Origin of the sequence: Microcystis sp. M079S1, assembly GCF_020246425.1 — a bacterium.
Lineage (GTDB): Bacteria > Cyanobacteriota > Cyanobacteriia > Cyanobacteriales > Microcystaceae > Microcystis > Microcystis aeruginosa.
In genome coordinates, this window is record NZ_JADBSZ010000196.1 from 1 (window position 1) to 25,426 (window position 25,426).

Below are 25,426 nucleotides of genomic sequence, written 5' to 3' on the forward strand. Positions count from 1 at the left end.
CTAAAGATTAATCAAGTCAAGGAGAATTTATTCTCAATTTTTATAATTGAGATAGTTTGTGCCGCTTAAATAAAGAGGTTTTGATAACCAAATTAAAGCAGCTCTAAAGAGTTTTGAGTTAAAAGTTAAACTTCAAGTTTTTATTCAGGACAAATGTACTGATTAACTAATTTTTTGGGGAAAATTAGTTAACCCATCATTATAACATATAATTAATTTGCAAGAGTTCTACTCTTCTCTATTGTATTCTGAAAAGTCGGTTGTGGCAACAGATTGTTATGACCTTACCCCTTTAACCTAGGAGAAAAGGGGGATGCTTTCAGAAAACGGGTTTCTTCAAGAAACCCGTTTTCTGTGGGGTTCAATCTTATCGAGTGCGATTGCCTTTCTTATCGTTGGTATTAATGCAGTGTAATGCAGCATTGCCTTATATCTCAGTCCAGATTCTTGAAAAATGGCTTAAATTCATCTTCCACAGCTTAGGGAAACTGATTACTGGTCACTGATAACTGAATATCCCCCAATAACTAAAGGAAAGATAAAGTTATCGATCGCCCTCCGGAGCCAGTGTCAGAATAAAAGCAGGGAGATGACCAAGGAAAACCGACAACTCTCCATCTTTTTCCCGTCATCGCCCCTAAAATTTATTTGGTTCAGATTTATGCAAACTGCCAATCCTCGTCAAACGGAGAAAAAAGAGCATCCCAGTGGCGATAAACGCTTCAAAGTCCTCGACATTACCATGAAGCGGGCAGGATATAATCAATCAGCCCTGATTGAAGTCCTGCACAAGGCCCAAGAAGCTTTCGGATTCCTAGAAGAAGATGTTCTCCTCTACGTTGCCCGGGCGCTAAAACTGCCCCTCAGTCGCGTCTATGGGGTAGCAACCTTCTATCATCTCTTTTCCCTGAAACCGGCGGGAAAACACACCTGTATCATCTGTATGGGGACTGCTTGTTATGTCAAAGGCAGTGGCAAAATCCTCGAAGACATCGAAAACGCCTTTGATGTCAAAGTGGGAGAAACCACCGCCGATGGAGAAATTTCCCTAGTGTCGGCCCGTTGTATCGGGGCCTGTGGGATTGCGCCGGCCGTGGTCTTCGATGGAGTCGTGGCCCCTAAACAAGATTCGGAAACTGTCTTAGCGAAACTACAGAGTTTCTCTCGGTAATTTTTCACTCTAGTGGATTGAGAAGAATATGGACTTACAAGAATTATTGGCAGTGGCCGAGAAGGAAAAAACTAGACAAAAAAGCATCCGGGTGCATTGTTGCACTTCCACCGGTTGCCAAGCCGCTAACTCCCTCCAAATCAAAAAAAACCTCGCCACTGCCGTCAAAGAAGCAGACCTAGAGGATACAGTCGAAGTGGTCGGGGTCGGTTGTATGGGTTTTTGTGGTCGCGGTCCGTTGGTGGAAGTGGATCCCCAGGATCTCTTATACGAAGAAGTCACCCCGGAAAGTGCTGCCAGCATTGTTGCGGCCTTAAACGGCGGCAAAACCGAGGTGCAATTAGGGGACTCAAAACATCCCTTTTTCTCCCATCAAGTCAAAATTGTCCGGGAAAATAGCGGTAAAATCGATCCCGATCGCATTGAGGAATATATCGCCGTCGGTGGCTATCAATCTCTCTACAAGGCCCTCTACGAGATGACTCCGGCCCAGGTGGTGGAGGAAATCACCAAAAGCGGTTTGCGCGGCCGGGGAGGTGCGGGTTATCCCACCGGTTTAAAATGGGCGACGGTGGCTAAACAACCGGGTAAACAAAAATACGTTATCTGTAATGCTGATGAAGGCGACCCCGGGGCGTTTATGGACCGTAGTGTTTTGGAAAGTGACCCCCATTTAGTCCTGGAAGGAATGGCGATCGCTGCCTATGCCGTGGGTGCGGATCATGGTTATATCTATGTTAGAGCCGAATACCCTCTGGCGATCGATCGTCTGCAAAAAGCGATTAATCAGGCCAAAAAATTTGGTTTAATGGGTTCCCAAGTATTCGAGTCCACTTTCGATTTTAAGGTGGATATCCGCATCGGGGCGGGAGCTTTTGTCTGTGGAGAGGAAACCGCTCTCATCCATTCCATCGAAGGCGGCCGCGGCACTCCCCGCACCCGTCCCCCCTATCCGGCCCAATCGGGTCTCGATGGTTGTCCCACCCTGATTAATAACGTGGAGTCCTACGCTAATATCGCCGCTATTATCCGCGAGGGGGCTGCTTGGTACGCCAATATCGGTACTGCCAGCAGTAAAGGCACAAAAATCTTCGCTTTGACGGGAAAAATCCGCAATAATGGGCTGATTGAAGTGCCGATGGGCATTACTCTCCGGGAAATTGTCGAGGAGATGGGGGGTGGTGTTCCCGATGGTCAAGTGAAAGCGGTACAAACCGGCGGCCCCTCTGGGGGTTGTATTCCCGCTAATTTACTCGATACTCCCGTAGATTACGAATCCTTAGCCAAACTCGGTTCGATGATGGGATCTGGGGGGATGGTGGTTATGGATGATACTACCAGTATGGTGGAAGTGGCGAAATTCTATATGGAGTTCTGTCGCGAGGAGTCCTGTGGTAAATGTATCCCCTGTCGCACGGGAACAGTACAAATGTTTGAATTATTGGCCAAAATTATCGCTCGAAAGGCCGATATTCACGACCTCGAAAACCTAGAACACCTCTGTCAAATGGTTAAAGAAACTAGTCTTTGCGGTCTTGGTCAAAGCGCTCCCAATCCGATTTTAAGTACCCTACAGTATTTTAAGGAGGAATATCTGGCTCTGTTACAGCAAATCAAGCACCCCGTCTCTGTTTGAGAATAACTCGCTCGAGGCCCAACAATGTTCGGCCTCGAGCAATTTTTTCGGTTACGCGAAGTCTGGTGGGCTGCCGGGTTATCTTGGAGAGAGTTAGCAGTAGTCTCAGGAGACAATAGATTATGACTTGGCGCGGCTCAACCGATACAAAAGATCGCATTTTTGCAGCTTTAGTATATCTTTTACCCTTATATTCCGCTTTTGCCTTCGGTATCTTTATCTTTCAGCAAATTCCTTTTTTAGGAGCGGCCTTAGCAATAGTTTTAGCTCCCTTAGCTTTTCTCTATAGTTCTCTGGGAAGCTTTGGCAGTTTAATTATCTTTTTCGTCCTCTTTTTCGCCGTGGTACGCAATCCCCGCATCAGTCATTTTATCCGGTTTAACACCATGCAGGCGATTTTAATCGAGATTTTGGTGTATTTATTGGGATTGGCCTTAGATTTCGTCGCTAGGGGTTTAGGGGCGAATTTAGTCGTAGAAACTCTTTTTAATGTCGTCTTTTTGGGAGCATTTGCCGCCTGTGTTTACAGTATTATACAGTCGTTTATCGGCAAATACGCCGATATTCCCACAATTTCTGAGGCAGCCTATTCCCAAGTGGGAGGTTAGGTCAGCTTGAGTTTGTCCCCTTTTTCGGCTACAGTCTCTCCAGAATCAATGCGTTCGCTGCCAGGCCACATCTATGAGTCCATTTAAACAGACGCTACGGGAACTCAACGCTCAGAAGGGGAAAATAGCCGCTTCTGTGGGCAGAAAAACGCCTAAACGGGTTAATCGTTGGTTTAAATGGCTTTCTCCCGGTCTTTTTGTCAAACGCTGGCTTTTAATTAGTTTAACCGGCGTTTTTCTCACCTCCTTCGGTTTGGCTATTTGGGTAAAATTAACCCCGGTTAATCGCTTTTTAGAGTTTGTTTCCCAAGCATTAGAAACGATCGCCCGTTTGGTCCCTAATTCTGTTTCCGGGCCGCTGGCGGTTTTGCTGGGTGTCTTTTTGTTATTCTGGGGTCAGAGTCGCACCGTCGAAACGATTACAGAAGCACTACAACCGGACGCATCAGAGGAATTAGTCGATCTCCTACGCACCCATCGTCGTCTCCATCGCGGCCCGAAAATTGTAGCAATTGGTGGCGGTACAGGTTTATCGACGCTTTTACGGGGTTTAAAACAGTATAGTTCCAATATCACCGCTATTGTCACCGTAGCTGATGATGGCGGTTCTTCGGGCCGATTACGTCGGGAAATGGGCATTTTACCCCCGGGGGATATTCGCAATTGTATCGCCGCTTTAGCCGATGAGGAAAAGTTATTAACGGAATTGTTTCAATATCGCTTTCATGCCGGGGATGGTTTATCGGGCCACAGTTTTGGTAATTTATTTATCAGCGCTATGACCGAGATTACCGGCGATCTGGAACAGGCGATCGATGCTAGTGCCAAAGTTTTGGCCATTCGCGGCAAAGTGCTACCTGCTACCCTTACCGATGTTAGTCTCTGGGCTAAGTTAGCCGATGGGCGCATTATTGAGGGAGAATCGAAGATAACCGAAGCTATGGGGCAAATTCGTCAGATTGGCTGTCATCCTGCCGATCCGGTAGCTTTACCGGCTGCTTTAGCGGCAATCAAGGAGGCAGATTATATTATCATCGGGCCGGGTAGTCTTTATACCAGTATTATCCCTAATTTGTTGGTTCCCGCAATTCGTCAGGCCCTAGCACAGGTGACAGTCCCCCGTGTCTATGTTTGTAATATTATGACCCAGCCCGGGGAAACGGATAATTATTCGGTGGCTGATCATATTCGGGCGATCGAAAAAGTCTGCGAGGAACGCATCTTTGATGCGGTTTTAGCTCAAAGAACTGCACCATCGCCCCAATCTCTGCAATTATACGCCCAAGAGCATAGTCATCCTGTGTTTTTAGACCGCGAGGAGGTGGGAAAAATGGGTTATCGCATTGTTTTAGCGAATGTAATGGCAGAAGATGAAGTTACTGCCAAAGTTCGTCACGATCCCCAACGTTTAGCGCGAGTTTTATGGCGCTGGTATGCTAAAAAGTGAATAGCGAGATGACTAAATGTTTTTATCTAGCTTTGTCAAGTTATAAAATCATATTTTTTGCTTTAATTTGCCGACATTAGCCAAATTTGCTGATTAAAGCCCCAGGAAAAAATTAGCCTAAAAACCATTTCGCCTTATTCTGTGTTATACTCAGATTTTGAAGAGAGATGATCATGCACTACTCTACTAAATCTAATCAAGAGACAGGTGCGACAGTCTATTCCCCAAGCGATGGAAGTGAATTAATTCCTGCTGAGGTTAAACTAGATATAAACGGGCAAAACTATCAATCACTTAATATACCTCTCCCAGAGGGCTATACAGTAGATGATGAAGGAATCATCAATAACTATGGTAGCGAACCCAAGATTTATCTATCAAAATACCCATCTTTAGAACAGCAAAAATGGTATATTTTGCAAGGATTAGGGGCGGTTTTGTTGGTTGCTTTGGTGTTATTAATCACCTTTTCCGTTAGCTAGATAAAAACCGTAGGATTGACATTTAAGTTGAGCGAGACAGGAAAACTTTAATTTACACCATAGAGTCTGCATCCCAAGTATCGGGAGCGTATATTGGAACCGACTCTATCTATCTGTCCAAATAGTAAATCTGACAGCTGAACTTTTTTACTTTGCTAAACTTGACAATTTTTTTCAGTTTTTTGTGGGTTTCTTCGTGATCAACAATAGAACAACCAATAGAGATAACTTCTCAAAGGAAATTCAACAGGTATGAAATTTAATCCTTCTATTAGTCAAGAACCTCGCTATCAGGCAATTCCTGTTATGCAGATAACTTCCAAAGAAACCCTTCTCCATTGGTTAGAACGGACAGGAAGATTAAAATTACGTCAATCTGATGCTCATCCCGATTCGCAAATTTTAGAAGAACTAGACGATATTATCGATCCAGATAATTATGCTATAGAAGAAGAAGAAGAATAAATAGTCTTAAGTAGGTGGGTGGAATTAAATATAAGATGAACGTAGGTTGGGTTGAAGCATGAAACCCAACGCCCGCTCATGTTACGCTACCGCTAACCCATCCTACAAATAATTGTGCCTCCCTACTTAGGGTTTGCGGCAAAAAGTTTGTTGGTGGGGTTAGGAGTCAGGATGGTTCTTCGGGACTTGGTATGGTTCGATCGGGTGGCATGAATAGACTAAATCCTTATCTGGCAAGAAACTTAATTGATTAGTTGGTTCTAGAGCGCAAACAATTGACAAAAATCGCCAAATGTCTTTCTCTATAAGGGTTTCATCTCTTATAACCCCGTCTATTACCTAACACAAACCGAAGAACCCCAATAGTAAGCTAATGCTGAATGAATTTGACTCATACTTAAATCACGATGGTTAATGTGAATTTCTTCTGGAGTCCAACCGTAGGCTATTTGTGCCATAACTAGATCAATCACTTTCAGGGTAGAACCCGCAATTATTGGTACTCCCCGATGATCAATTGAAATATGTTTATAGTCTGTGAGATTTGTTGTCATGTAGAGAGGGTTAAGCTAAGACACATTTAAATTATACTACCTCATTTAGGATAATTATTAGAGTAGGTTTTAGAAGTGAAGTTTATGACTAAATACTTACTAAAATAATTGGGATCAGCAATAAGCTAAGACGCATTTTAAACGCCTATCCTTAGAATAGCGAGATTATTTTCTAGTAAAAATTGCCAAAGACAGCCCAATTGTTGACAAAATTATGGCAGTATAAATCGATCGGTAGCCCTGATTAATTACGGCACGGCATATAATAAAAAATGGTCTCCCTAAACCAGTTGCCAAAATCGCCGCCATGGACAGTCAATTACTTGATAAGCTCGGACAATTACAAAACCTCTTAAAAACCAGCGAAAAGGCTCTGATTGCCTATTCTGGGGGCGTAGATAGTACCCTAGTGGCCAAAGTGGCTTATGATCTGCTAGGGAGTCAAGCATTGGCAATTACGGCGGTTTCCCCTTCCCTACTGCCGGAAGAATTGCAAGAAGCGATCGCTCAGGCCGATTATATCGGTATTCTGCACGAATTGGTGGAAACCGAGGAAATGAATAACCCCAATTACACCAGTAATCCCGTTAATCGCTGTTATTTCTGCAAAAGTGAGCTACACGACACCCTTAAACCCCTTGCTCTCGCTCGTGGTTATTCCTACGTCATCGATGGCGTTAATGCTGATGATTTAAGGGATTATCGTCCCGGGATTCAAGCAGCTAGGGAACGCGGCGCTCGTTCACCCTTGGCGGAAATTGCTATCACAAAAAGCGAAGTTCGTCAACTATCTCGTTACTTAAATTTACCTTGGTGGGATAAACCGGCGCAACCCTGTTTAAGTTCCCGTTTTCCCTACGGGGAGGAAATTAGCCTGGAGAAATTGCAAAGAGTCGGACGGGCGGAGATTTATCTGCGAAAATTAGGTTATCGTCAATTACGGGTGCGATCGAGCGGCGATACGGCACGGATTGAATTACCGGCAGCAGAAATTCCCGACTTTATTAATCGGACAAATTTAAGCCAATTAGTCGCTGATCTGCAAAAATTAGGCTTTATCTATGTCACCCTCGATCTAGAAGGTTATCAAAGCGGCAAGCTTAATCGAGTCCTCTAGGGGTCAGGTGATGGGGGAGTGGGAATTATGAATTATGAATTATGAATTGGGAAGTGCGGGGAATAAATCAAAATAATCTCCTGACTCCTGAATACTGGCTCCCGTCTCCCGTCTCCTGATAACTGGTCACTGATAACTGATAACTGGTCACTTGATCGTATATATTAAAAAAATGTTAAAAAGCCGGGGAGCGGACTGATGAACCTTTTTCTGGGGTTCCTAAGTCTTTACCCCTAAACCTCTAATTGCCAAGGCGAGGATAGATGAGTCAACTACAAAATGCCTTTACCCTATTCCTGAGCCTGTTGGTGGAAGCGATGCCTTTCTTGCTGCTAGGGGTGATTCTCTCTAGTATTCTTTTAATATTTGTCGATGAACGTCGCCTAGTTGCCTTGATGCCTCGAAATGCTGTTTTAGGAGCATTTGTGGGGGGATGTATTGGTTTTTTGTTTCCCGTCTGCGAGTGTGGCAATGTACCGGTGGCGCGACGTTTACTTGTGCAAGGAATGCCGAATGCAGTAGCGGTTAGTTTTCTCTTAGCAGCGCCGACAATTAACCCGATTGTTATCTGGTCCACTTGGGTAGCTTTTCGCGATCAACCGGAAATTGTTTTCTATCGAGTTATCTTTTCCTTGTTCATCGCTACGGTTATCGGTATTATCTTTAGTATCCAAAAAGATCCCCGACCGCTCCTACAAACCTCTTTGGCAAAAAGTCTCAATTGGCAACCACAAACACCGGAAAAAGAATCTATCCCACTACTACTACAATCTGGTTCTTTTCTGATCGGTAATTCTGGGCAAACTTTGCGCTTAGATGAAAGTTTTGCCGCTACTGCTGTCCTACCAGCAGTGCAAGCTATCCCGATGAAAAGGCGCTGGTTAACTTTTCTGGAAAACGTGGTGATGGAATTACGGGAATTAGGAGGAGTGTTAATCTTAGGAAGTGCTATAGCGGCCGGTTTACAGGTGTTTGTTCCCCGGGAATTTGTTCTTAATTTGGGTCAGGATCCGATTACTTCGATCTTGGCCATGATGCTGTTAGCGGTAATTGTTTCGATTTGTTCCACGGTTGATTCTTTTTTTGCCCTCTCCTTTGCCTCTAGTTTTACCAGTAGTTCCCTGCTGGCTTTTCTAGTGTTTGGTCCAATGATTGACCTGAAAGGGATTGGTTTAATGTTGTCTATTTTTAAACCGAGAATGTTAATTTATCTCTTTGCTTTAGCAGCGCAAATGACTTTTTTACTCACCTTGGCTCACAGTTATTTATTTTAGGTCAGTACCCGGATAGTTTTTCCCATGAATTCATCACGTCTAAAAATAATCGCCCCCCAATTTATCGATATTATTGCCCTAATCGGTTGGGGTTCGTTACTATTTAAATACTGGATAACTGGACAGTTAAATTTACTGATCCATCCTAATTATTTTATTCTGGTTCTCATCACCAGTATTGCTTTATTTGTTCTGGGAATAGTCAAGCTTTGGACATTATTAAAACAGTGGCAAAAAAAGATTAATTTAGATAGTAACGATAATCGATCGCATATTACCATTCTTCCCCAACATTTTGGCTCAGGTTTATTAGTAATCACTGCCCTTTTAGGCCTATTTATCGCCCCGCAGCCCCTCAGCAGTCAAATCGCATTACAGAGGGGAATTAGTGAATCTTTACCCCTAACTCGCGTGCAAACTCAATCCTTTGGCACTACCGTTAAACCGGAGGAAAAAAGTTTAATTGAATGGGTAAGAACTTTGAATGCTTACCCCGAACCTGATGCTTACACGGGACAACCGGTAAAAGTCACAGGTTTTGTGGTACAATTGCCCCAATTACCCGATAATTATTTATTAATGAGTCGCTTTATTCTTACCTGTTGTGCCGTGGATGCTTATCCCGTGGGTTTGCCGGTGAAACTATCAGGAAGTCGCGGTCAATATCCCAATGACACTTGGTTAGAAATCACCGGAGAAATGGCCACGGAATCTTTACCCGTAGAGGTGGGAAAATCAACCACCAGAAGACAATTAGTAATTAAGGCTAAATCCGTGAAATCTATACCCACTCCTGTGGATCCCTATGGATATTAACAGTTATCAGTTATCAGTTATCAGTTATCAGTTATCAGCTTCGGAAGGCAAGAGTGCCTCATCTCAACAAGCAATTTAAATACTTAACAGCTTAACTATCTACTATAATGCTGAAAACCTTACAACTACAACCGATTGATAAATTAGCGATAACATTAATTGTATCGCTAACCTTAGTAATTGGTGGCTTAATTTGGTTAGGTAATAGCTGTGGTAATCAATGTCTTTTACAAACCGGTCCAAGGGTCAAGGAATTTAGCTGGGAAAATCGAGAAATTGGCTCGGAAGATCAAGCATTTATTATCACTTTTGATCGCCCCATGGATCATGCTAGTGTAGAAAAAAATCTAGTTATCGATCCTCCGCTGCCGGGTAAGTTTAGTTGGGCCGGAAGACGATTAGCTTATACTCTCACTTCTCCCATTCCCTATGGAGAAAAATATCATCTGCAAATTGAAGGTGCGCGGGAACAATTTCGCAGCGGTAATCGATTAGGACAAACCCTAGCAATCTTTGAAAGAGAATTTAAAAGTCGCGATCGTGCTTTTGCCTATATTGGCACTAATGGGGAAGAACAGGGAAGATTAATTTTTTATAACTTGACCGAGGAGAAGAAAACCCTCTTAACCCCCGCAAATTTGACCGTTATGGCTTTTGAATTCTATCCTGATGGTAAAAAAATCCTCTTTTCGGCCGTGGCGAAAAATCGGGGGATAGAGGGAATTCGTGAACTGCAGCTTTATCAAGTTGATAGCAGTCAATCCCCTGCAAAAATTGAGTTAGTGCTAGACAATAAAGATTATCAAAATAATCACTTTGATTTAGCTAAAGATGGGGAAACTATTGTCGTGCAGAGAATTGAGCGCCGCAATCCGATTAACTTCGATTTATGGGCAGTTAAATCGGGGGAAAAAACCCAACAATTAAACATCCAAGGCGGAGAATTTTTGATTGCACCTGATAGTAAAACTTTGGCTGTCACCCAGGGGGAAGGAATTGCGCTTTTGCCCTTAAAATCAGAAACAAAACCCCTGGATTTTTTACCAAAATTTGGGCGAATTTTGAATTTTTCTGCCGATGGTACGGCCGCAGCAATGGTGAATTTTAATACTGATAATGCCAAAATGCGTTATATTCGATCGCTTTTTTATGTCAATAATCAAGGATTACAAAAACGCTTACTCAATCTACAAGGTTCGATTATAGATTGTCAATTTAATGCCACCGGTAGTGATTTGTATTGTTTGTTAACCGAGTTAGTTACTAACAGTCAAGAGTACAAAGAAAAACCCTATTTTGCTAAAATAGATGTGAAGACCGGTCAAGTGACTCCCCTACTGGAATTAGCTGATTATCGTGATATTCACATTAGTTTATCTCCCGATAGTTTAGCAATTATTTTTGATCAACTTCGCACCAGTTATGATACTAATCCTACTAATCCCTTGACTACCGATTCGGGAGAAACAATTATCGGTGGTCGTTTGTGGATGTTAATTCCTCCCCTACAAGATGGAGTAAAAGCAAGTAAATCTGATTTAATTGAATTACCTCTAGCGGGAATTCGTCCCCAGTGGATGCCGTAGAATTTCATCATTAAGTTAGGAATTATTTCGATGCTGTCAAACTCAGAAAAATTAGCCAAATTGCGTCAGTATTTTGCCAGTGGTGCCACTCGTTCCTATCAATTCCGTCGTCAGCAGTTAGAGAAGTTAAAACAGGCAATCATTAAATATGAAGCAGAGATATATCGAGCTTTATATAGCGATTTAAAGAAAAGTCCCGAAGATTGTTGGATTACTGAAAATGGCTTCCTTTTGGTGGAAATTAATACCGCTTTAAAAAATTTGCGCTCATGGATGCAACCCAAAACTGTTAAAACTAATCTCTTAAATTTTCCATCCTCCAGTCAGATTATTCGGGAACCTTTAGGAGTGGTTTTAATTATTGCTGCTTGGAATTATCCCCTCCAATTGTTATTAGTGCCTTTAGTCGGTGCCATTGCTGCCGGTAACTGTGCGGTATTAAAACCGAGTGAATTTGCCTCAGCGACGGAAAAATTAGTAATTAAAATAATTCAAGAAATATTCCCAGAAGAATATGTGTTAATTGTCTCGGGAGATGGTGCGGAAGTAATTCCGAATATCTTAGACAGTTTTACCTTTGATCATATATTTTTTACTGGCAGTACCAGGGTAGGAAAAATTATTTATCAACTAGCGGCAGCAAAGTTAATTCCCGTTACTCTAGAATTGGGGGGAAAAAGTCCCTGTGTTATCGAAGCTGATGCTAATATTTCCGTGGCAACCCATCGCATTGCCGTGACAAAATTCTCTAATTGTGGTCAAATGTGTATCGCGGCTGATTATATTTTGGTACATCAATCCCAGCAGGAGAATTTGATCAGAGAATTAGCTAATACTATTGTTAATTTTTTCGGTGAAGATGCCAGATTAAGTGCTGATTATGGTAAGATAATTAATGAAAAACAATTTGATCGCTTAATTGACTTGCTCAAAGATGGTGAGATTGTTTTTGGCGGCAAAACCGATCGAGAAAATTTATATATTCAACCAACTTTATTAACTAATGTTTCCCTCGATGCTCCTATTATGCAAGGGGAAATATTCGGTCCAATTTTACCGATCATTGCCTTTAGCACTTTTGAGGAAGCTTTAGCAATTATTGCTAAAAATCCTAACCCTCTAGCTTTTTATCTGTTTACTACCAAGGCAAAGACCGAAAAGAAATGGTTAGAATCAGTCCAGTTTGGGGGAGGTTGTATTAACAACAATAGTTTTCATTTTACTAATCCTAGTTTACCCTTTGGTGGTCGAGGAAATAGCGGTATTGGTAGCTATCATGGTCGTTTTTCCTTTGAGAATTTTAGTCACCAAAAAGCGATTATGAAAACACCTCTTTGGTTCAATCCCGCTTTAAAATATCCGCCTTTTAAGGGTAAATTAGACTTATTTAAGTTATTAGTTCGGTAACAAGCTACAGTTTAAGTTAAAGCTTTTAAGAGAGCTTGAAATTTAAGCTGAATTTCTGCTAGTTCTTTTTCCGGATCGGAACCGGCAACAATACCCGCACCGGCGTATAATCGCGCTCGATCGCCTTCAATTAAGGCCGAACGAATACCAACAATAAACTCACTATTATTTTGACAATCGATCCAACCCAAAGGAGCGGCATAAAGAGAGCGATCGAAGGTTTCATAATGACGAATTTGTGCTAAAGCGATCTCGGTGGGAACCCCAGCAACAGCAGGAGTGGGGTGTAGTTGGGCAACAATTTCGAGGGGATGGATAGAGGGTTTTAGTTTGGCATGGATAGGAGTCCAGAGATGTTGAATATTGGAGAGTTTTAACAATCTAGAGGGAGAATTTTGCGGATTTAAGCCAATTTGTCGCAGTTTTTGGTTAATAAAGTCACTAACAGCCCGATGTTCCCGTTGTTCTTTTTCACTAGCGAGGAGTTTATTGGCTAAAAGAGCATCTTCGATCGCATTTTCTCCCCGGGGAGCGGATCCCGCTAAAGCATCGGTGATTAATTGCCCCTGATGGACAGTTAACAAGCGTTCGGGACTAGCGCCGATAAAATGATCTCCCCGTCCATTGCCGAGGGAAAAAGTGTAGCAATCGGGATGACGCTGACGCAAATTATCGAGACAGTTTACCAGATGAAAAGGACGGGGAGAAATCACGTCAAGAGCGTGAGCGAGGACAATTTTGCTAAATTTTTGGGCGTGGATAGATTGGAGTGCATCGGCAACAGCCGCTTGAAAATTATAGGTAGGATGAATATAATAACTACAGGGAGCCTGATGGGGATTTTGTCGGCAATTGCTCGAGTTATTTTGGATAATTTTGAGGTTGTTGATAGTTTCTTCGAGGGAGTTTTCTATTTCTTTTTCGCCGGTGATTAGGAGATTGGTAAGGAAAAAATATTCCGACTGTTTTTTGATAATTTGAAACTTAGGCAGGGTTAGGGTAGCTGAGGGAAAGGGGGTAGCTCTTTCCGAGTCGAAAAAAGTGAAACTACAAAAGATGCGGGGAGTAATCTCGCTATAGTTATCAATTTTGATAATTCTTTGTTGACAGTTTTCAATAAATTTTTGAGCTTTTAAAAAACGTTGTTTGCCGTGGAAAGTGGCAGCAAAGGCGATGCCGTAGCCGAGAAAAGCGGTTTCTCGTTCGGGATTTTCCCAATAACAATGGGTGGCATAGCTAGAGGCAATCCGAGAGAGAATTTCTAGGGGATCAACGGGGGAAATTTTTTGACAAAAACTAACGATCGACGGATTTCCCTTTTCTGCGGCTAACAGTTGCGGGTTGAGGATAAAGTTATAGAGGCCGCGAAGATCAGCAATCGGACTATCAGGATAGGAAAGGCGAGGAACGGCAGAAGTCATGTCAAGTTTTTTGTATTTTTTGCAAAAAAACCATGATTAATGGTATGTAATCCCCACAGATGTGGCCAGAGTCAGCAATCTCTTTTTAACTATGGTATCGGAGAAAGGGTCTTTAGGCAGAAAGGGAACGGGATATTTGTGACGATTAACCGGGTTGGAGACAAATGAAGGCTTAAAATCTCCAGAGACGGCTATTATTTAAATGGGCAAAAAAATTAATTTAATAACTTCTACTTTACAAGTTTGTGGAAATTGCCGCCACGGGACAAGTGGGGATACATTGTTCACAAACCACACAACGGGAACGCAAAAACTTAAGACGAAAACTTTCGGGATCAAGGGTTAAAGCTTCCGTGGGACAAACTCCCGTACATAACCCACAATCGACACATTTTTCTTCATCGATGACGATTTCGCGACTAACTTGGGAAACGCCAATATTTTGTAATTGTAACCATTCGATCGCCGCTTCTAACTCATCGATATCTCCCGATAATTCTAATACTAATGTTCCCACTTGATTGGGGGCAACTTGGGCGCGGATAATATTAGCGGCGACGTTAAAATCCTTCGCCAGTCGATAGGTAACGGGCATATGGACGGCTTTTTTGGGAAAAGTGAGAGTAACGCGTTTTTTCATGAGGATAGGATAGGATAGGAATAATTTTTGAGAGACTATCCATGACAGCCACCACACCCACCAATAAAATCAGAAATCTGCTGCTGGCAGTAACGGCAGTTATTCTTAGTGTAGCGATTTTCTTGGGGTTTCAAACCACCGCTAGTTCTGTATCTTTGGAAGCGCAAGCGGAAAAAGCGACACCTTTCGATCTTGCCCTCAGCAATGGTAAACCCACCCTGACAGAATTTTATGCTAATTGGTGTACCAGTTGTCAGGCGATGGCCGCTGAAATTGCCGAAATTAAAAAACAATACGGTAATGCCATTAATTTTGTCATGCTCAACGTTGATAATAATAAATGGTTGCCCGAAATTCTCCGTTATCGTGTGGATGGTATTCCCCATTTTGTCTTTTTAAATAATCAAGGACAACCGATTGCCCAAGCGATCGGAGAACAACCAAAATCAATTTTAACTGCTAATTTAGAAGCACTTTTAACCAATTCTACCCTACCCTATGCCACCACTACGGGACAGACTTCTGATTTTAATATCCTTGCGGGCGCTAGTCAAACCGATCCTCGCAGTCACGGCAGTCAAGTTAATCAGTAATCAGTAATCAGTAATCAGTTATCAGTAATCAGTTATCAGTAATCAGTTATCAGTGGAAAGCTCATGGCTGAAAGCTATCATTCAAGAGTCAACAGCTTATCAATAAGTACATTTCATTGACTGAATTTTTTAACTATGGCGATTATTGTCCAACATTTGACCACAGGTAACGAATATATATTCTTAGGAGTTAGTGGGGGTGAAAGTAAGAATATTTTACCCACCAAAATGTTAGGAGATTTCTTCGCAACCGAGACTCCAGATAAATCTCGATCGCTGACGGTTTGTGACGATCAAGGCCGCATACTTTGGTTTCCCGTCACAGAAATGATTGTGGTGGAGGTAGATGGTCAAAAACCCGAAGAATTATTACCAGAAATTATCCCTCCTGAACCAGTTCCTTTACAATTAGATAAAGAGAATCAACCTCAGTCCCCAGAAAATCAAGGAAACATCGATGAATTTGCCGAAGATGACGATTGGATCTAGAATTAAATATCTAATTTTAGCGGTAATAATTGCCCTATTTACTATTGGCTTTAATTCCCTCTATTCTGTTTCTCAAAACTCGATCGCTTCCTTCCCTGTTGCCGAAGTTAAACCCCAATATCTTAACGATTGGACACCGGAATTAGAGGCAGAATTTCAACAAAGGGCCAAGCAAGTTATTAACCATTTTGCTAAGGCAGAAAGTTATGGCAATTTGTGGGGAGAAAACGAGAAAAGATCCTATCCTATGGCCATGTTTGATTTCTTGGCAGGAAACCGGCAAAAAGCCCTAGATTTCCTGCAGCAGGATGACCCACAAAAACGGGAACAGGCCCACACCGATTATATAGATTATTATTTTTCTTTTACCCTGAAAGGACAAATTAGAAAATATTTTCTGCTCGGAAAATATCTCGATCCTGTTTATCGTCAGAGAATGTATAATGCGGCGAAAATTTGGACAGAAACCGACCCTTTACAACGGCCCCATCCTATCCACGGTACGGGCCAAGGAACGGGTAATGATTGGAGTATAACAAGACGGGGTTTATGGGTAGATAGTCGCAATACTGATAACCTGCGAGCTATGCGCGAAACATCGGTTTATCTGATGGCCGAAGAAACAGGAAATGAAGCAACTCGTCAAATTTATAAAAGTAAAATTAAGCGTTACGTTTCAGCTTTATATAACATCGGTATGGGAGAATGGGATTCAGAAGTTTATCACGGTCATACCTTTGCTCCCTATCTCAATCTCTACGATTTTGCTCAAGATACGGAAGTTAAACAATGGGCAAAAATGGCCTTAGATTGGTTATCCATGGCCGCTAGTGTTAAATATTATCGCGGTGGTTGGGGGGGCCCTGTAAAACGCGATTATGGTGGTAGTAATGGGGTAATGCGATCGAGTGCATCCCGCACTTTTTGGTTATACTTTGGTGATACTCCCGTCCCCAATAATCGCCCGGAATTGGACTCTCTTTATCTAATTACCAGTGGTTATCGTCCTCCTTTGGCAGTGATGGAATTAGCCCGAAAAAACTTTAATAAACCGGTAGAAATTCTCGCCAGTAAACCCCTGTATGAAAACTGGAAACCGGGCAATAATCAAAGTCCGGGTTATTGGGAAACTCAATTTATCGGGGCTAGTTATCAAATGGGTAGTCTGGTGGGAACTTTCCCCGATGGCGATGTGGCCCCGTTTAAATTAATGGCCTTTAATCAACACAAAGGTGTGGATTTTTTTGTGGCTAACACTGGCAAAAATGGCGTAAAACCGGGCAAAAATCCCGGGGATGAAATCGGACAATATCGTAATCTTTTAATCTGGTTACGTCCAGCAGACCAAGCTTTTTTCTGGCAATTACCGAAAACTGCCAAGGTAGAAAAAGATGATAATATCTGGTTTATTCAATTAGAAAAAACTTGGTTAGCCCTGAGATTAATAAATCTTTCTTCTCCTGAAATGATCGAGATTCCTAATACCCCTTATTCCGATGATAATACCTACCAAGCTTTACCCACAGGTAACAATTATGCGGGTTTTGCTCTGGAAGTGGGGGAAGCGGCAACCCAGGGTAGTTATGAGAATTTCAAGAGCATATTTAAGCAAAAAAGTCAAGTAAATTTAACTCAAATTAAGCAAGGCAGGGTTTTATTTAAAGGCAGTCAAGGGCAGAGTTTACAATTTACCTATAATCAAATCAATCTACTGCCGATTTTAATTCGTAACGGTCAAAAGCACGATTGGTCAAAAAATTTCGCCCTTTATAACAGTTTAAGTCGAGATAACTCTCCCGTTTCTTTGCCATGGAAAAAGGGCAAATTAACCGTCAAAGCAGGGAAATATCAATTTTCTAATGCTTTGATCCTGTCTTCTCCTTAAGTTAGATATTCTCGATTATTTATTCAGCAAACCCTAGTTATGAGGAGAGGCAAAAGGCAAAAGGCAGCTTTGTTCTCCCCACTTCCCCACTTCCCCACACCCCACACCCCACACCCTGTCCCCACGAAAAACTTTTTCAGCAGACCCTATTTATGGGGATTGATCAGACCATTTGCGCTTGATTTAAGAATTCTTGCAATTCTTCTCCTTCGATTACTTCGGTGGTCAAAAGATTAGCAGTAATGGACTCTAATAAATTGCGGTTGTGACTGAGAATTGCTAGGGCTTTTTGGTAACTAGCGTCGATAATTTGTTTAACTTCTTCATCGATCGCTTTGGCCGTATTTTCCCCGATCGAACGGCGGGGACTACCCTGATTATTACCTAAAAAATTAGCCTGTCCTGTTTTATCGTAGGCTAGGGGTCCCAGGGATTTACTCATACCATACATTGTCACCATTCTTTCAGCAATATCCGTCGCCCTTTGTAAATCATCGGAAGCGCCATTAGTGACACTGCCAAAGATTAATTCTTCGGCTGCCCGACCGCCCAATAACATAGTAATTTGTTCCTTAAATTCGGTTTCTGTCATCAAAAAACGGTCTTCCGTGGGAATTTTCAGGGTATAACCCAAAGCGGATAAACCCCGGGGAACGATGGAAATTTTCTCCACCCGACCACCTCCCGGCATGACAGCACCGACTAAAGCATGGCCAACTTCGTGATAAGCGACGATTTTCTTTTCTTTTTCCGATAAAACGCGACTTTTCTTTTCTAAGCCAGCGATAACTCTTTCTATCGCCTCTTTAAAGTCAATTTGACTGACTTTTTCCCGATTATTGCGGGCAGCCAAGAGAGCAGCCTCATTGACGAGGTTGGCTAAATCGGCACCAGCAAAACCGGGGGTTTGGGTGGCGATCGCTTTGAGGTTAACATCTTCACCCATCTGGACTCGTTGGGCGTATATTTCCAAAATTGCCAATCTTCCCGCTAAATCGGGACGATCCACCAAAACTTGGCGATCAAAGCGCCCCGGACGCAATAAAGCGGCATCAAGAGTCTCTGGGCGATTGGTGGCGGCTAAAACGATGACGACGGCTTCTTTGGGGCTAAAACCGTCCATTTCTGTCAAAAGTTGGTTTAAAGTCTGCTCGCGCTCATCATTGCTGCCGCTAGTTCCCGATCCCGAACTTCTCGATTTACCGATCGCGTCCAATTCATCAATAAAAATGATGCTAGGGGCATTTTTCTTCGCTTGGGCAAATAGATCCCGCACCCGGGCTGCCCCGGTCCCGACAAATAATTCCACGAATTCCGAGGCCGAAATGCTAAAAAACGTCACTCCCGCTTCCCCCGCGACCGCTTTTGCTAAGAGGGTTTTTCCCGTCCCCGGCGGTCCGACCAAGAGAACACCTTTAGGAATACGCGCCCCAATTTTATTAAAGCGCTCGGCATCCTTGAGAAATTCGACAATTTCCTTTAACTCGGTTTTTGCTTCCTCGGCCCCGGCCACATCACTGAAGGTAATCGGATATTTTTCGCCGTCTCCGTAAACTTTAGCGAGATTTTTATTAAAAAGCAGCGATTTACGCGTGTCATCGTTGCGATAGAACAGAAACTGCATGGCGGCGACTAAAATTAAGGGAGGAACCACCCAAGCGAGGAGAGTGGTGATCCAACTGTTTTCGGCCACAGGAATCGCCTCGAAGATTACGCCTTTTTGCTGTAATAGTTGGGGTAATTGGGGGTTATCGACTGGAATCGTGGCCAAGACTCGTCTGGAGACTAGATTACTGCTTGGTTTGCTGTCCAGAGAACTAGAATCACCGTAAAAGGGATGACTTGATTCTGGGGTATTAACGGGGGGATTACCCGGAATAGGCAGGGATTCTAAAGGATTTTTTAATTGATAATAGATGACTTGATTGCCAATTTTGACATTACTGATGTCGCCCCGTTCCACTCTACTGATAAATTCGCTGTAGGGTTCGAGGGGAATATTGGATAATTCTGAGGGACGAGGGATAAGAAAATAGCCTAAAACGGCAACACCAGAACAAATGAGCAGAATTTTGCCTAACCGCGGCCAACGCGACCAGGAAAATTGATTATCTTCTTGATTAGCCATAATTTTTAGGGTGGGTCAGAGTGAAAATACAAAGTTCATACTAACAATTTCCTATCTCGATCGCCTTACCGATGGGATAGGATAGAGGATGGAATACTTGGTAGCGAGCGAGCGACAAACGAGAGAAATCCCATGAATTTAGTTAGCTTAGAGAACTTTCTCGATAACACTTCTTTTTTAGTCCTGTTTTTAACCATGCTGGTTTATTGGGCCGGGGCAGCCTTTCCTAGCATACCTTTGTTGCCCGGCCTGGGCAGCACGGGAGTGGCCATCGCTAACCTCTGTATCGCCGCTTTATTGGGGGCGCGCTGGTTAGAAGCGGGTTATTTCCCCATTAGCAATCTTTACGAATCTTTATTCTTTCTCGCTTGGGGTGTAACTGCCGTTCATTTAATTGCTGAGTACAATAGCCGCAGTCGCCTGGTGGGGGTGGTGACGACTCCTGTAGCCATGGGGATTACCGCTTTTGCCACTTTGTCCTTACCCGGGGAAATGCAAACTTCGGCACCCTTGGTTCCGGCTTTAAAATCGAATTGGTTGATGATGCACGTTAGCGTCATGATGTTAAGTTATGCTGCTTTGATGGTGGGTTCCCTGATGGCGATCGCTTTTTTGATCGTCACTAGAGGTCAAAATATTGAGTTAAAAGGCAGTTCCGTGGGTACGGGGGCATATCGTCTGCAAAATAAGTTATCTACCACTCTTTCCGCCCCAATTTTCCTGGAAACGGCTAACAGTGGCACAACCGCCCTTTTAACTCCCACCTTAACAGCGATGACGACCCTTTCGCCCCAACGTCTTAGCTTGGCGGAAACCCTCGATAATATCAGTTATCGGGTCATTGGTCTCGGTTTTCCTCTTCTCACTATCGGTATCATCGCCGGGGCGGTTTGGGCGAATGAAGCTTGGGGTTCCTATTGGAGTTGGGATCCGAAAGAAACTTGGGCGCTAATCACTTGGTTAGTGTTTGCCGCTTATCTCCATGCGCGCATTACCCGGGGATGGCAGGGAAGAAAACCAGCTATTCTAGCGGCCAGTGGTTTTGTTGTGGTTTGGGTATGTTATTTAGGGGTGAATCTTTTAGGTAAAGGTCTTCATTCCTACGGTTGGTTTTTCTAAATCAGTTATAGGGGTGGGGTGTGGGGTGTGGGGTGTGGGAAGAATAAATAAAAATAATCTTCTGACGACCGACGACCGACTCCTAACCCCACCAACAAACTTTTTGCCGCAAACCATAAATAATTATAAGTAGGGAGGCACAATTATTTGTAGGATGGGTTAGCGGTAGCGTAACATAATCGGGCGTTGGGTTTCATGCTTCAACCCAACCTACGTTCATCTTATATTTAATTCCACCCACCCACTTAACTTCTCAAAAATTATAAAAAATGATCGAGCAGAAAACTACTATTAAAAATCTGGCTTTAATTGCCGGTGTGCATGGCAATGAACTAACTCCCGCTTATTTGGTTAAATACCTGCAAAAGTCACCTAATCTTATTGCTCGCAGCAGTTTTCAATCCCACAGTCTCATCGCTAATCCCTTAGCCCTAAAGCAACGGTTTAGATATATCGATACGGATTTAAATCGTTGTTTTAACCAAAAAGATTTAGTTAATCCCGATTGTCAGCAATACGAACAAAAACGAGCCAAAAAAATAGTCAAAGAAATCCGAGAAAAATCCATTGATTTATTAATCGATATTCACAGCACCACATCTAACATGATGCTGGCAATTATTTATTCTAATCCCCATCCTTGGCTATTAAAACTCTTTACCTATCTGACTAAAATTAATCCTGATGTGCGCTTAATTTATCATCCCGTCAGCGAGGAAGAAAATCATTTTCTGAAAGGAATTTGTCCCCTAGCTTTTACCCTCGAAATCGGTCCGGTTAACCATGGTGTCATCTGTCCCTATCTTTTTCGTCAAACCGAAACACTCATCTATCAAATCCTAGACTACATCGAACAGGAAAATTATCTGGCTGCCCATCTCGATACTTTCAGCGAATCCCTAACAGTTTACCAACGTTTAGGCTCGATCGATTATCCTAGGAATGAACAGGGTGAAATTAAAGCCATGTTACATCCTCAGATTCTTCAACGAGATTATCAGGCAATTCAACCCAATCAACCGATTTTTCTAGGATTTGATGGTCAGGAAATTATCTATCGTGGGGAATCTGAATTATATCCTATCTTTGTCGGAGAATCTTCCTATAAAGAAAAAGGAATTGCCCTTTGTTGGACAGCAAAAAAACAAATCGATATTAATTAGTACCAGCCAGCAGTTTTCCTGAAAAAAAACAGGTCTAAATAAGGGAAAAGCCACTATGACCTTTACTTCTGATTCTCTTTTAGCTGAACGTTACCAACTGCAACAACGCCTAGGCAATACCGCTATCGGTCGTCAAACTTGGTTAGCTATCGATGTATTATCCCAGGAATCGGTAATTATTAAACTCCTCGCTTTTAGTCCCCAGATGGAGTGGGAAGAATTAAAATTATTTGAACGGGAGGCAGCCGTCTTAGCTTCTCTCCATCATCCCCGTATTCCCCGCTATCGCGATTATTTTTCCCTCGATAAAAATCAAGGTGACGGGATTCCTTGGTTTGTGCTTGTACAAGATTATATACCCGGAGAATCTCTAAGCGATCGCTTAGAAAGGGGGCAACGTTTCACCGCTACGGTAATTCGGACTATTGCCCAAGAAGTTCTCGAAATTCTCATCTATTTGCATGAATTATCGCCCCCAGTATTACATCGAGATATTAAACCTAGTAATTTAATTATTAACTCGGAAAATAACGTTTATTTAGTAGATTTTGGGGCAGTCCAGTCCCGCGGTGCAGTGACGGGAGTTACTTTTACCGTGGTGGGGACGAGTGGTTATGCACCCCTAGAACAATTTTGGGGCCGGGCGGTTCCCAGTTCTGATTTATATGCCTTGGGTATGACTTTAATTCATTTATTGACGGGAATTGTCCCGATAGAATTGCCCCACCGCGACTCTAAAATTCAATTTCGCCAACTGGTGACAATTGATGATGATTTAATCGATTGGTTAGAAACTATGACCGATATAGCGGTAGAAAAGCGGTTTAAAAGTGCCAGAGAAGCTCTGAAATTTCTCCAACATCCCTACTATCGCCAAGCCTCAAGTTTAATCGATCCTAAGAAATTACCAAAACCTCCCCACAGTTCCATCCGTATCGCTAAACACCGGGATAATTTAGAGATTAATTTACCCCCTAAAATTAAGCTACCTTCCGATGCACCTACCCTCTGGTCTTTGGCGATTGTCCTTACTGTCAGTATCTTTATCTCCCCGATTCTTACCTTTATTTTAGCTCTAATTGGTTTTATTTGTTTGCGTGAGATGCAATTAATTCTTACCCCTCAAGAAGTTTTAATTAAATATAAAATCTTCAATTTTATCTACAAAAAATTTGCTTTTAAAACTCAAAATTTATGGGGTATTTTTCTCCATAGCAATGGCACAGAAGGTAACTATCAGATTCGTCTGCGGACGGCTAAAAATTATTATCTTATCGGTCAGAATCTCCGCGAGGATGAATGTCTCTGGTTAGGACAGGAAATCCAAGATTGGTTAAATTTTATTAAATACAGTGTTTCTCATCAAGAGGAAGTGTAACCTGACAGGGTATCATCAACCGTCTCCCCAAAACGAAAACTTTGCACCTCACCATGAAGATAACTGAGAATCAATTCAAGAAATCCAGGGAATTAGTCGCTACGCATTTTCCCTTTTTTAATCTTAATCTTGCAGAGATTACCCTATCTTGATAGAATAATAACTGATTGGCATTCCCTCGGCTACAGGACGGCAATTATTAAATCGGATTAGGAATTACCAAAAGGCGGCAGTGAAATATTAGTTATTAGTGGAGAATAAAAAATGATCTCTGAAATTTACCAAAAAGTCAGCTTGTTAGTTTTGTATCAAGGGGTTTTTGATCATGCTATTGGCAAGGCATTTATTACCCTATTATCTACGGATAATATCGCCGATTTTCTCAAAGCTTATGGTCAATGGTTTCAAGCTTTAGCATCTAAAAATATCAGTTGGAATGATTTTCTAGTCGAACAAATTTTATTAGATGATAATCCCTTTAGTCAACAGGTACAGAAAAAAAGTGTTGGGGAGTTACCCGAATCTTTAATTAATGGCGTTAAACAGGATTTATCTATCCTCCAATCTCTTTATAATTCTAGCATTTATAGCTTAAGTAATTCGACAGTTTTTGAACAAATTAAATTTCTAATTTTCCCCGCTTGGGAAGTGGACAATAAATTAGAAAGTTTCCTGCATTCTGGTTTAAATTGGACGGAATTAGTCGAAGATCTAGCCGATTATTATCGTGAGTGTGGTACAGGAATTTTTGCCCGTTATCAAGCTTTAAGGTGGCAAGAAGGCAGATTACAAGGAATTACTCATCCCGATCCCGTGCAGATTCAAGAAATAGTCGGTTATGAAATGCCCAAGGAAACCTTGATTAAAAACACTGAGTTTTTATTGGCAGGTTATCCCGCTTTAAATGTTTTACTCTATGGCAGCCGTGGTTCGGGAAAATCCTCTCTGGTTAAGGGATTATTGCAAAAATACCATAGCCAAGGATTGCGCTTAATTGAAGTGGCAAAATCGCAATTAAAAGACCTACCATTAATTATTGAAATCCTGCGAGATTTGCCCCAAAAATTTATTATCTTTGTCGATGATTTATCCTTTGAAGAAGACGATGAAGCTTTTAAAGCTTTAAAGGTTGTTTTAGAGGGAAGCGTCACCGCTAGACCGAAAAATGTCGTAGTTTATGCCACTTCTAATCGCCGACATTTAGTCAGAGAATTTTTTGCGGATCGACCACAACCAAAAGATAGTGATGAAGTGCATAATTGGGACACAGTACAAGAAAAATTATCCTTTAGTGATCGCTTTGGTTTAACCCTCACTTTTGAACCGGCTAATCAAGAAAAATATTTGGAAATAGTGCGTCATTTAGCCAGTTTAGCTAAATTAAAAATTAGCTTAGAAGAATTAGAATTTCGTGCCAAACAATGGGCAACCCAACATAATGGGCGATCGGGAAGAACTGCTAGACAATTTATTGATTTTCTTCAAGGGGAATTAGAATTAAATGGGTAGCATTAATTGTGTTATGATTAAATAAAATAATCTCTAATCTGGAAAAATGTTGACTCAATCTCCTCCCAAAACCCTCAGCTTAGAAGAATATCGTAATTTAGAAACCATAGCCGAGGTTAAACACGAATATCACGACGGGGAAATTATCGAGATGACAGGGGGAAGCATCAATCATAATAGTATTCTCATTAATCTTATTGTCCTGCTTAAATTAGCTTTAAGAGGAACTAATTATCGTCTTCAATCTAGCGATCTGCGTCTATGGATACCCCAGTATAATCGCGGTTTATACCCAGATTTAATGCTCATTGCCGGGGAACCATTATTTAGTGATAATCGCAACGATGAAATTTTAAATCCCTGCCTAATTATCGAAGTTTTATCTCCTTCCACCTCCGGTTATGATCGGGGTGATAAATTTCGTTATTATCGTTCTATACCCCAATTAAACCAATATCTTCTCGTCAGTCAAGGGGAGATACTAATAGAATCCTATAGCAAAACCTCAGAGAATAATTGGTTACTGCAAGAATACACC

Annotated in this window: 22 protein-coding genes and 1 pseudogene; 19 read left to right on the forward strand and 4 right to left on the reverse strand. The window is 42.1% G+C overall.

The features are described 5' to 3' along the window. Positions 1 to 661: 661 nt before the first annotated feature. The 6 genes from hoxE to IM456_RS12855 all read left to right on the forward strand — a co-directional run bounded on the left by hoxE (position 662) and on the right by IM456_RS12855 (position 5,809). The gene (hoxE, locus tag IM456_RS12830) at positions 662 to 1,171 is read left to right on the forward strand and encodes a bidirectional hydrogenase complex protein HoxE (protein ID WP_149987222.1); all 510 of its coding nucleotides are present in this window, start codon (positions 662 to 664) and stop codon (positions 1,169 to 1,171) included. 28 nt (positions 1,172 to 1,199) lie between these two features. Then, a complete protein-coding gene (gene nuoF / locus IM456_RS12835) occupies positions 1,200 to 2,807 on the forward strand; it encodes an NADH-quinone oxidoreductase subunit NuoF (RefSeq protein ID WP_287691270.1) in 1,608 nt (535 codons plus the stop codon). Between the two features lie 122 nt (positions 2,808 to 2,929). Continuing rightward, positions 2,930 to 3,415, forward strand: coding sequence for a Tic20 family protein (locus tag IM456_RS12840; RefSeq protein WP_287691271.1), 486 nt, complete (start codon positions 2,930 to 2,932; stop codon positions 3,413 to 3,415). Positions 3,416 to 3,488: 73 nt separating this feature from the next. After that, entirely contained in the window at positions 3,489 to 4,862 is a 1,374-nt protein-coding gene (locus IM456_RS12845) for a gluconeogenesis factor YvcK family protein (RefSeq protein ID WP_149987204.1), read from the forward strand. A gap of 173 nt (positions 4,863 to 5,035) precedes the next feature. After that, positions 5,036 to 5,344: a photosystem II assembly protein Psb34 gene (gene psb34 / locus IM456_RS12850; protein WP_002783665.1), complete on the forward strand. Its 309-nt coding sequence runs from the start codon at positions 5,036 to 5,038 to the stop codon at positions 5,342 to 5,344. A gap of 252 nt (positions 5,345 to 5,596) precedes the next feature. After that, positions 5,597 to 5,809 carry a DUF3134 family protein gene (locus tag IM456_RS12855; RefSeq protein ID WP_149987206.1) on the forward strand — a complete coding sequence of 71 codons (213 nt, stop codon included), beginning with the start codon at positions 5,597 to 5,599 and terminating at the stop codon, positions 5,807 to 5,809. A 359-nt stretch (positions 5,810 to 6,168) separates the two neighbouring features. Here IM456_RS12855 and IM456_RS12860 read toward each other — a convergent pair. Beyond that, positions 6,169 to 6,363, reverse strand: a pseudogene (locus IM456_RS12860) (DUF433 domain-containing protein); the annotation flags it as partial. Positions 6,364 to 6,670: 307 nt separating this feature from the next. Between IM456_RS12860 and larE the strand changes: the two are divergent. From larE to IM456_RS12885, 5 genes are all read left to right on the forward strand, one after another. Continuing rightward, positions 6,671 to 7,480, forward strand: coding sequence for an ATP-dependent sacrificial sulfur transferase LarE (gene larE / locus IM456_RS12865; RefSeq protein WP_149987207.1), 810 nt, complete (start codon positions 6,671 to 6,673; stop codon positions 7,478 to 7,480). 263 nt (positions 7,481 to 7,743) lie between these two features. Next, positions 7,744 to 8,754: a permease gene (locus tag IM456_RS12870; RefSeq protein WP_002793150.1), complete on the forward strand. Its 1,011-nt coding sequence runs from the start codon at positions 7,744 to 7,746 to the stop codon at positions 8,752 to 8,754. A gap of 24 nt (positions 8,755 to 8,778) precedes the next feature. Continuing rightward, positions 8,779 to 9,570, forward strand: a complete 792-nt coding sequence (locus IM456_RS12875) for a TIGR03943 family putative permease subunit (protein ID WP_149987208.1) — start codon at positions 8,779 to 8,781, stop codon at positions 9,568 to 9,570. A 107-nt stretch (positions 9,571 to 9,677) separates the two neighbouring features. After that, the gene (locus IM456_RS12880) at positions 9,678 to 11,156 is read left to right on the forward strand and encodes a hypothetical protein (protein ID WP_287691273.1); all 1,479 of its coding nucleotides are present in this window, start codon (positions 9,678 to 9,680) and stop codon (positions 11,154 to 11,156) included. Between the two features lie 30 nt (positions 11,157 to 11,186). After that, positions 11,187 to 12,563 carry an aldehyde dehydrogenase gene (locus IM456_RS12885; protein WP_149987210.1) on the forward strand — a complete coding sequence of 459 codons (1,377 nt, stop codon included), beginning with the start codon at positions 11,187 to 11,189 and terminating at the stop codon, positions 12,561 to 12,563. 11 nt (positions 12,564 to 12,574) lie between these two features. On the opposite strand, the gene IM456_RS12890 is transcribed toward IM456_RS12885, so the two are convergent. Together IM456_RS12890 and IM456_RS12895 are read right to left on the reverse strand one after the other, a co-directional pair. Then, entirely contained in the window at positions 12,575 to 13,984 is a 1,410-nt protein-coding gene (locus IM456_RS12890; RefSeq protein ID WP_149987211.1) for an isochorismate synthase, read from the reverse strand. A gap of 235 nt (positions 13,985 to 14,219) precedes the next feature. Then, positions 14,220 to 14,624, reverse strand: coding sequence for an NIL domain-containing protein (locus IM456_RS12895; protein ID WP_004163818.1), 405 nt, complete (start codon positions 14,622 to 14,624; stop codon positions 14,220 to 14,222). 41 nt (positions 14,625 to 14,665) lie between these two features. Here IM456_RS12895 and IM456_RS12900 point away from each other — a divergent pair, with 41 nt between their 5' ends. The 3 genes from IM456_RS12900 to IM456_RS12910 all read left to right on the forward strand — a co-directional run bounded on the left by IM456_RS12900 (position 14,666) and on the right by IM456_RS12910 (position 17,591). After that, complete coding sequence (locus IM456_RS12900) at positions 14,666 to 15,217, forward strand: thioredoxin family protein (RefSeq protein WP_149987212.1); 552 nt, start codon at positions 14,666 to 14,668, stop codon at positions 15,215 to 15,217. Positions 15,218 to 15,352: 135 nt separating this feature from the next. Further along, a complete protein-coding gene (locus IM456_RS12905; RefSeq protein ID WP_002780578.1) occupies positions 15,353 to 15,706 on the forward strand; it encodes a hypothetical protein in 354 nt (117 codons plus the stop codon). Next, positions 15,675 to 17,591, forward strand: a complete 1,917-nt coding sequence (locus IM456_RS12910) for a hypothetical protein (protein ID WP_149987213.1) — start codon at positions 15,675 to 15,677, stop codon at positions 17,589 to 17,591. The genes IM456_RS12905 and IM456_RS12910 overlap by 32 nt, the downstream gene beginning before the upstream one ends. A gap of 163 nt (positions 17,592 to 17,754) precedes the next feature. On the opposite strand, the gene ftsH is transcribed toward IM456_RS12910, so the two are convergent. Further along, positions 17,755 to 19,719, reverse strand: a complete 1,965-nt coding sequence (gene ftsH / locus IM456_RS12915; RefSeq protein WP_287691277.1) for an ATP-dependent zinc metalloprotease FtsH — start codon at positions 19,717 to 19,719, stop codon at positions 17,755 to 17,757. A gap of 132 nt (positions 19,720 to 19,851) precedes the next feature. Between ftsH and ccsB the strand changes: the two genes are divergently transcribed. The 5 genes from ccsB to IM456_RS12940 form a co-directional block, all read left to right on the forward strand. Beyond that, positions 19,852 to 20,838 carry a c-type cytochrome biogenesis protein CcsB gene (gene ccsB, locus IM456_RS12920; RefSeq protein ID WP_149987215.1) on the forward strand — a complete coding sequence of 329 codons (987 nt, stop codon included), beginning with the start codon at positions 19,852 to 19,854 and terminating at the stop codon, positions 20,836 to 20,838. 269 nt (positions 20,839 to 21,107) lie between these two features. Further along, positions 21,108 to 22,001 carry an aspartoacylase gene (locus IM456_RS12925; RefSeq protein ID WP_149987216.1) on the forward strand — a complete coding sequence of 298 codons (894 nt, stop codon included), beginning with the start codon at positions 21,108 to 21,110 and terminating at the stop codon, positions 21,999 to 22,001. Between the two features lie 55 nt (positions 22,002 to 22,056). Further along, on the forward strand, positions 22,057 to 23,379 hold the full coding sequence (locus IM456_RS12930) for a serine/threonine protein kinase (RefSeq protein WP_149987217.1): 1,323 nt from the start codon (positions 22,057 to 22,059) through the stop codon (positions 23,377 to 23,379). A gap of 264 nt (positions 23,380 to 23,643) precedes the next feature. Next, complete coding sequence (locus tag IM456_RS12935; protein ID WP_287691280.1) at positions 23,644 to 24,888, forward strand: ATP-binding protein; 1,245 nt, start codon at positions 23,644 to 23,646, stop codon at positions 24,886 to 24,888. Positions 24,889 to 24,934: 46 nt separating this feature from the next. Next, a partial coding sequence (locus IM456_RS12940) for a Uma2 family endonuclease (RefSeq protein ID WP_287707460.1) occupies positions 24,935 to 25,426 on the forward strand: 492 nt, incomplete at its 3' end.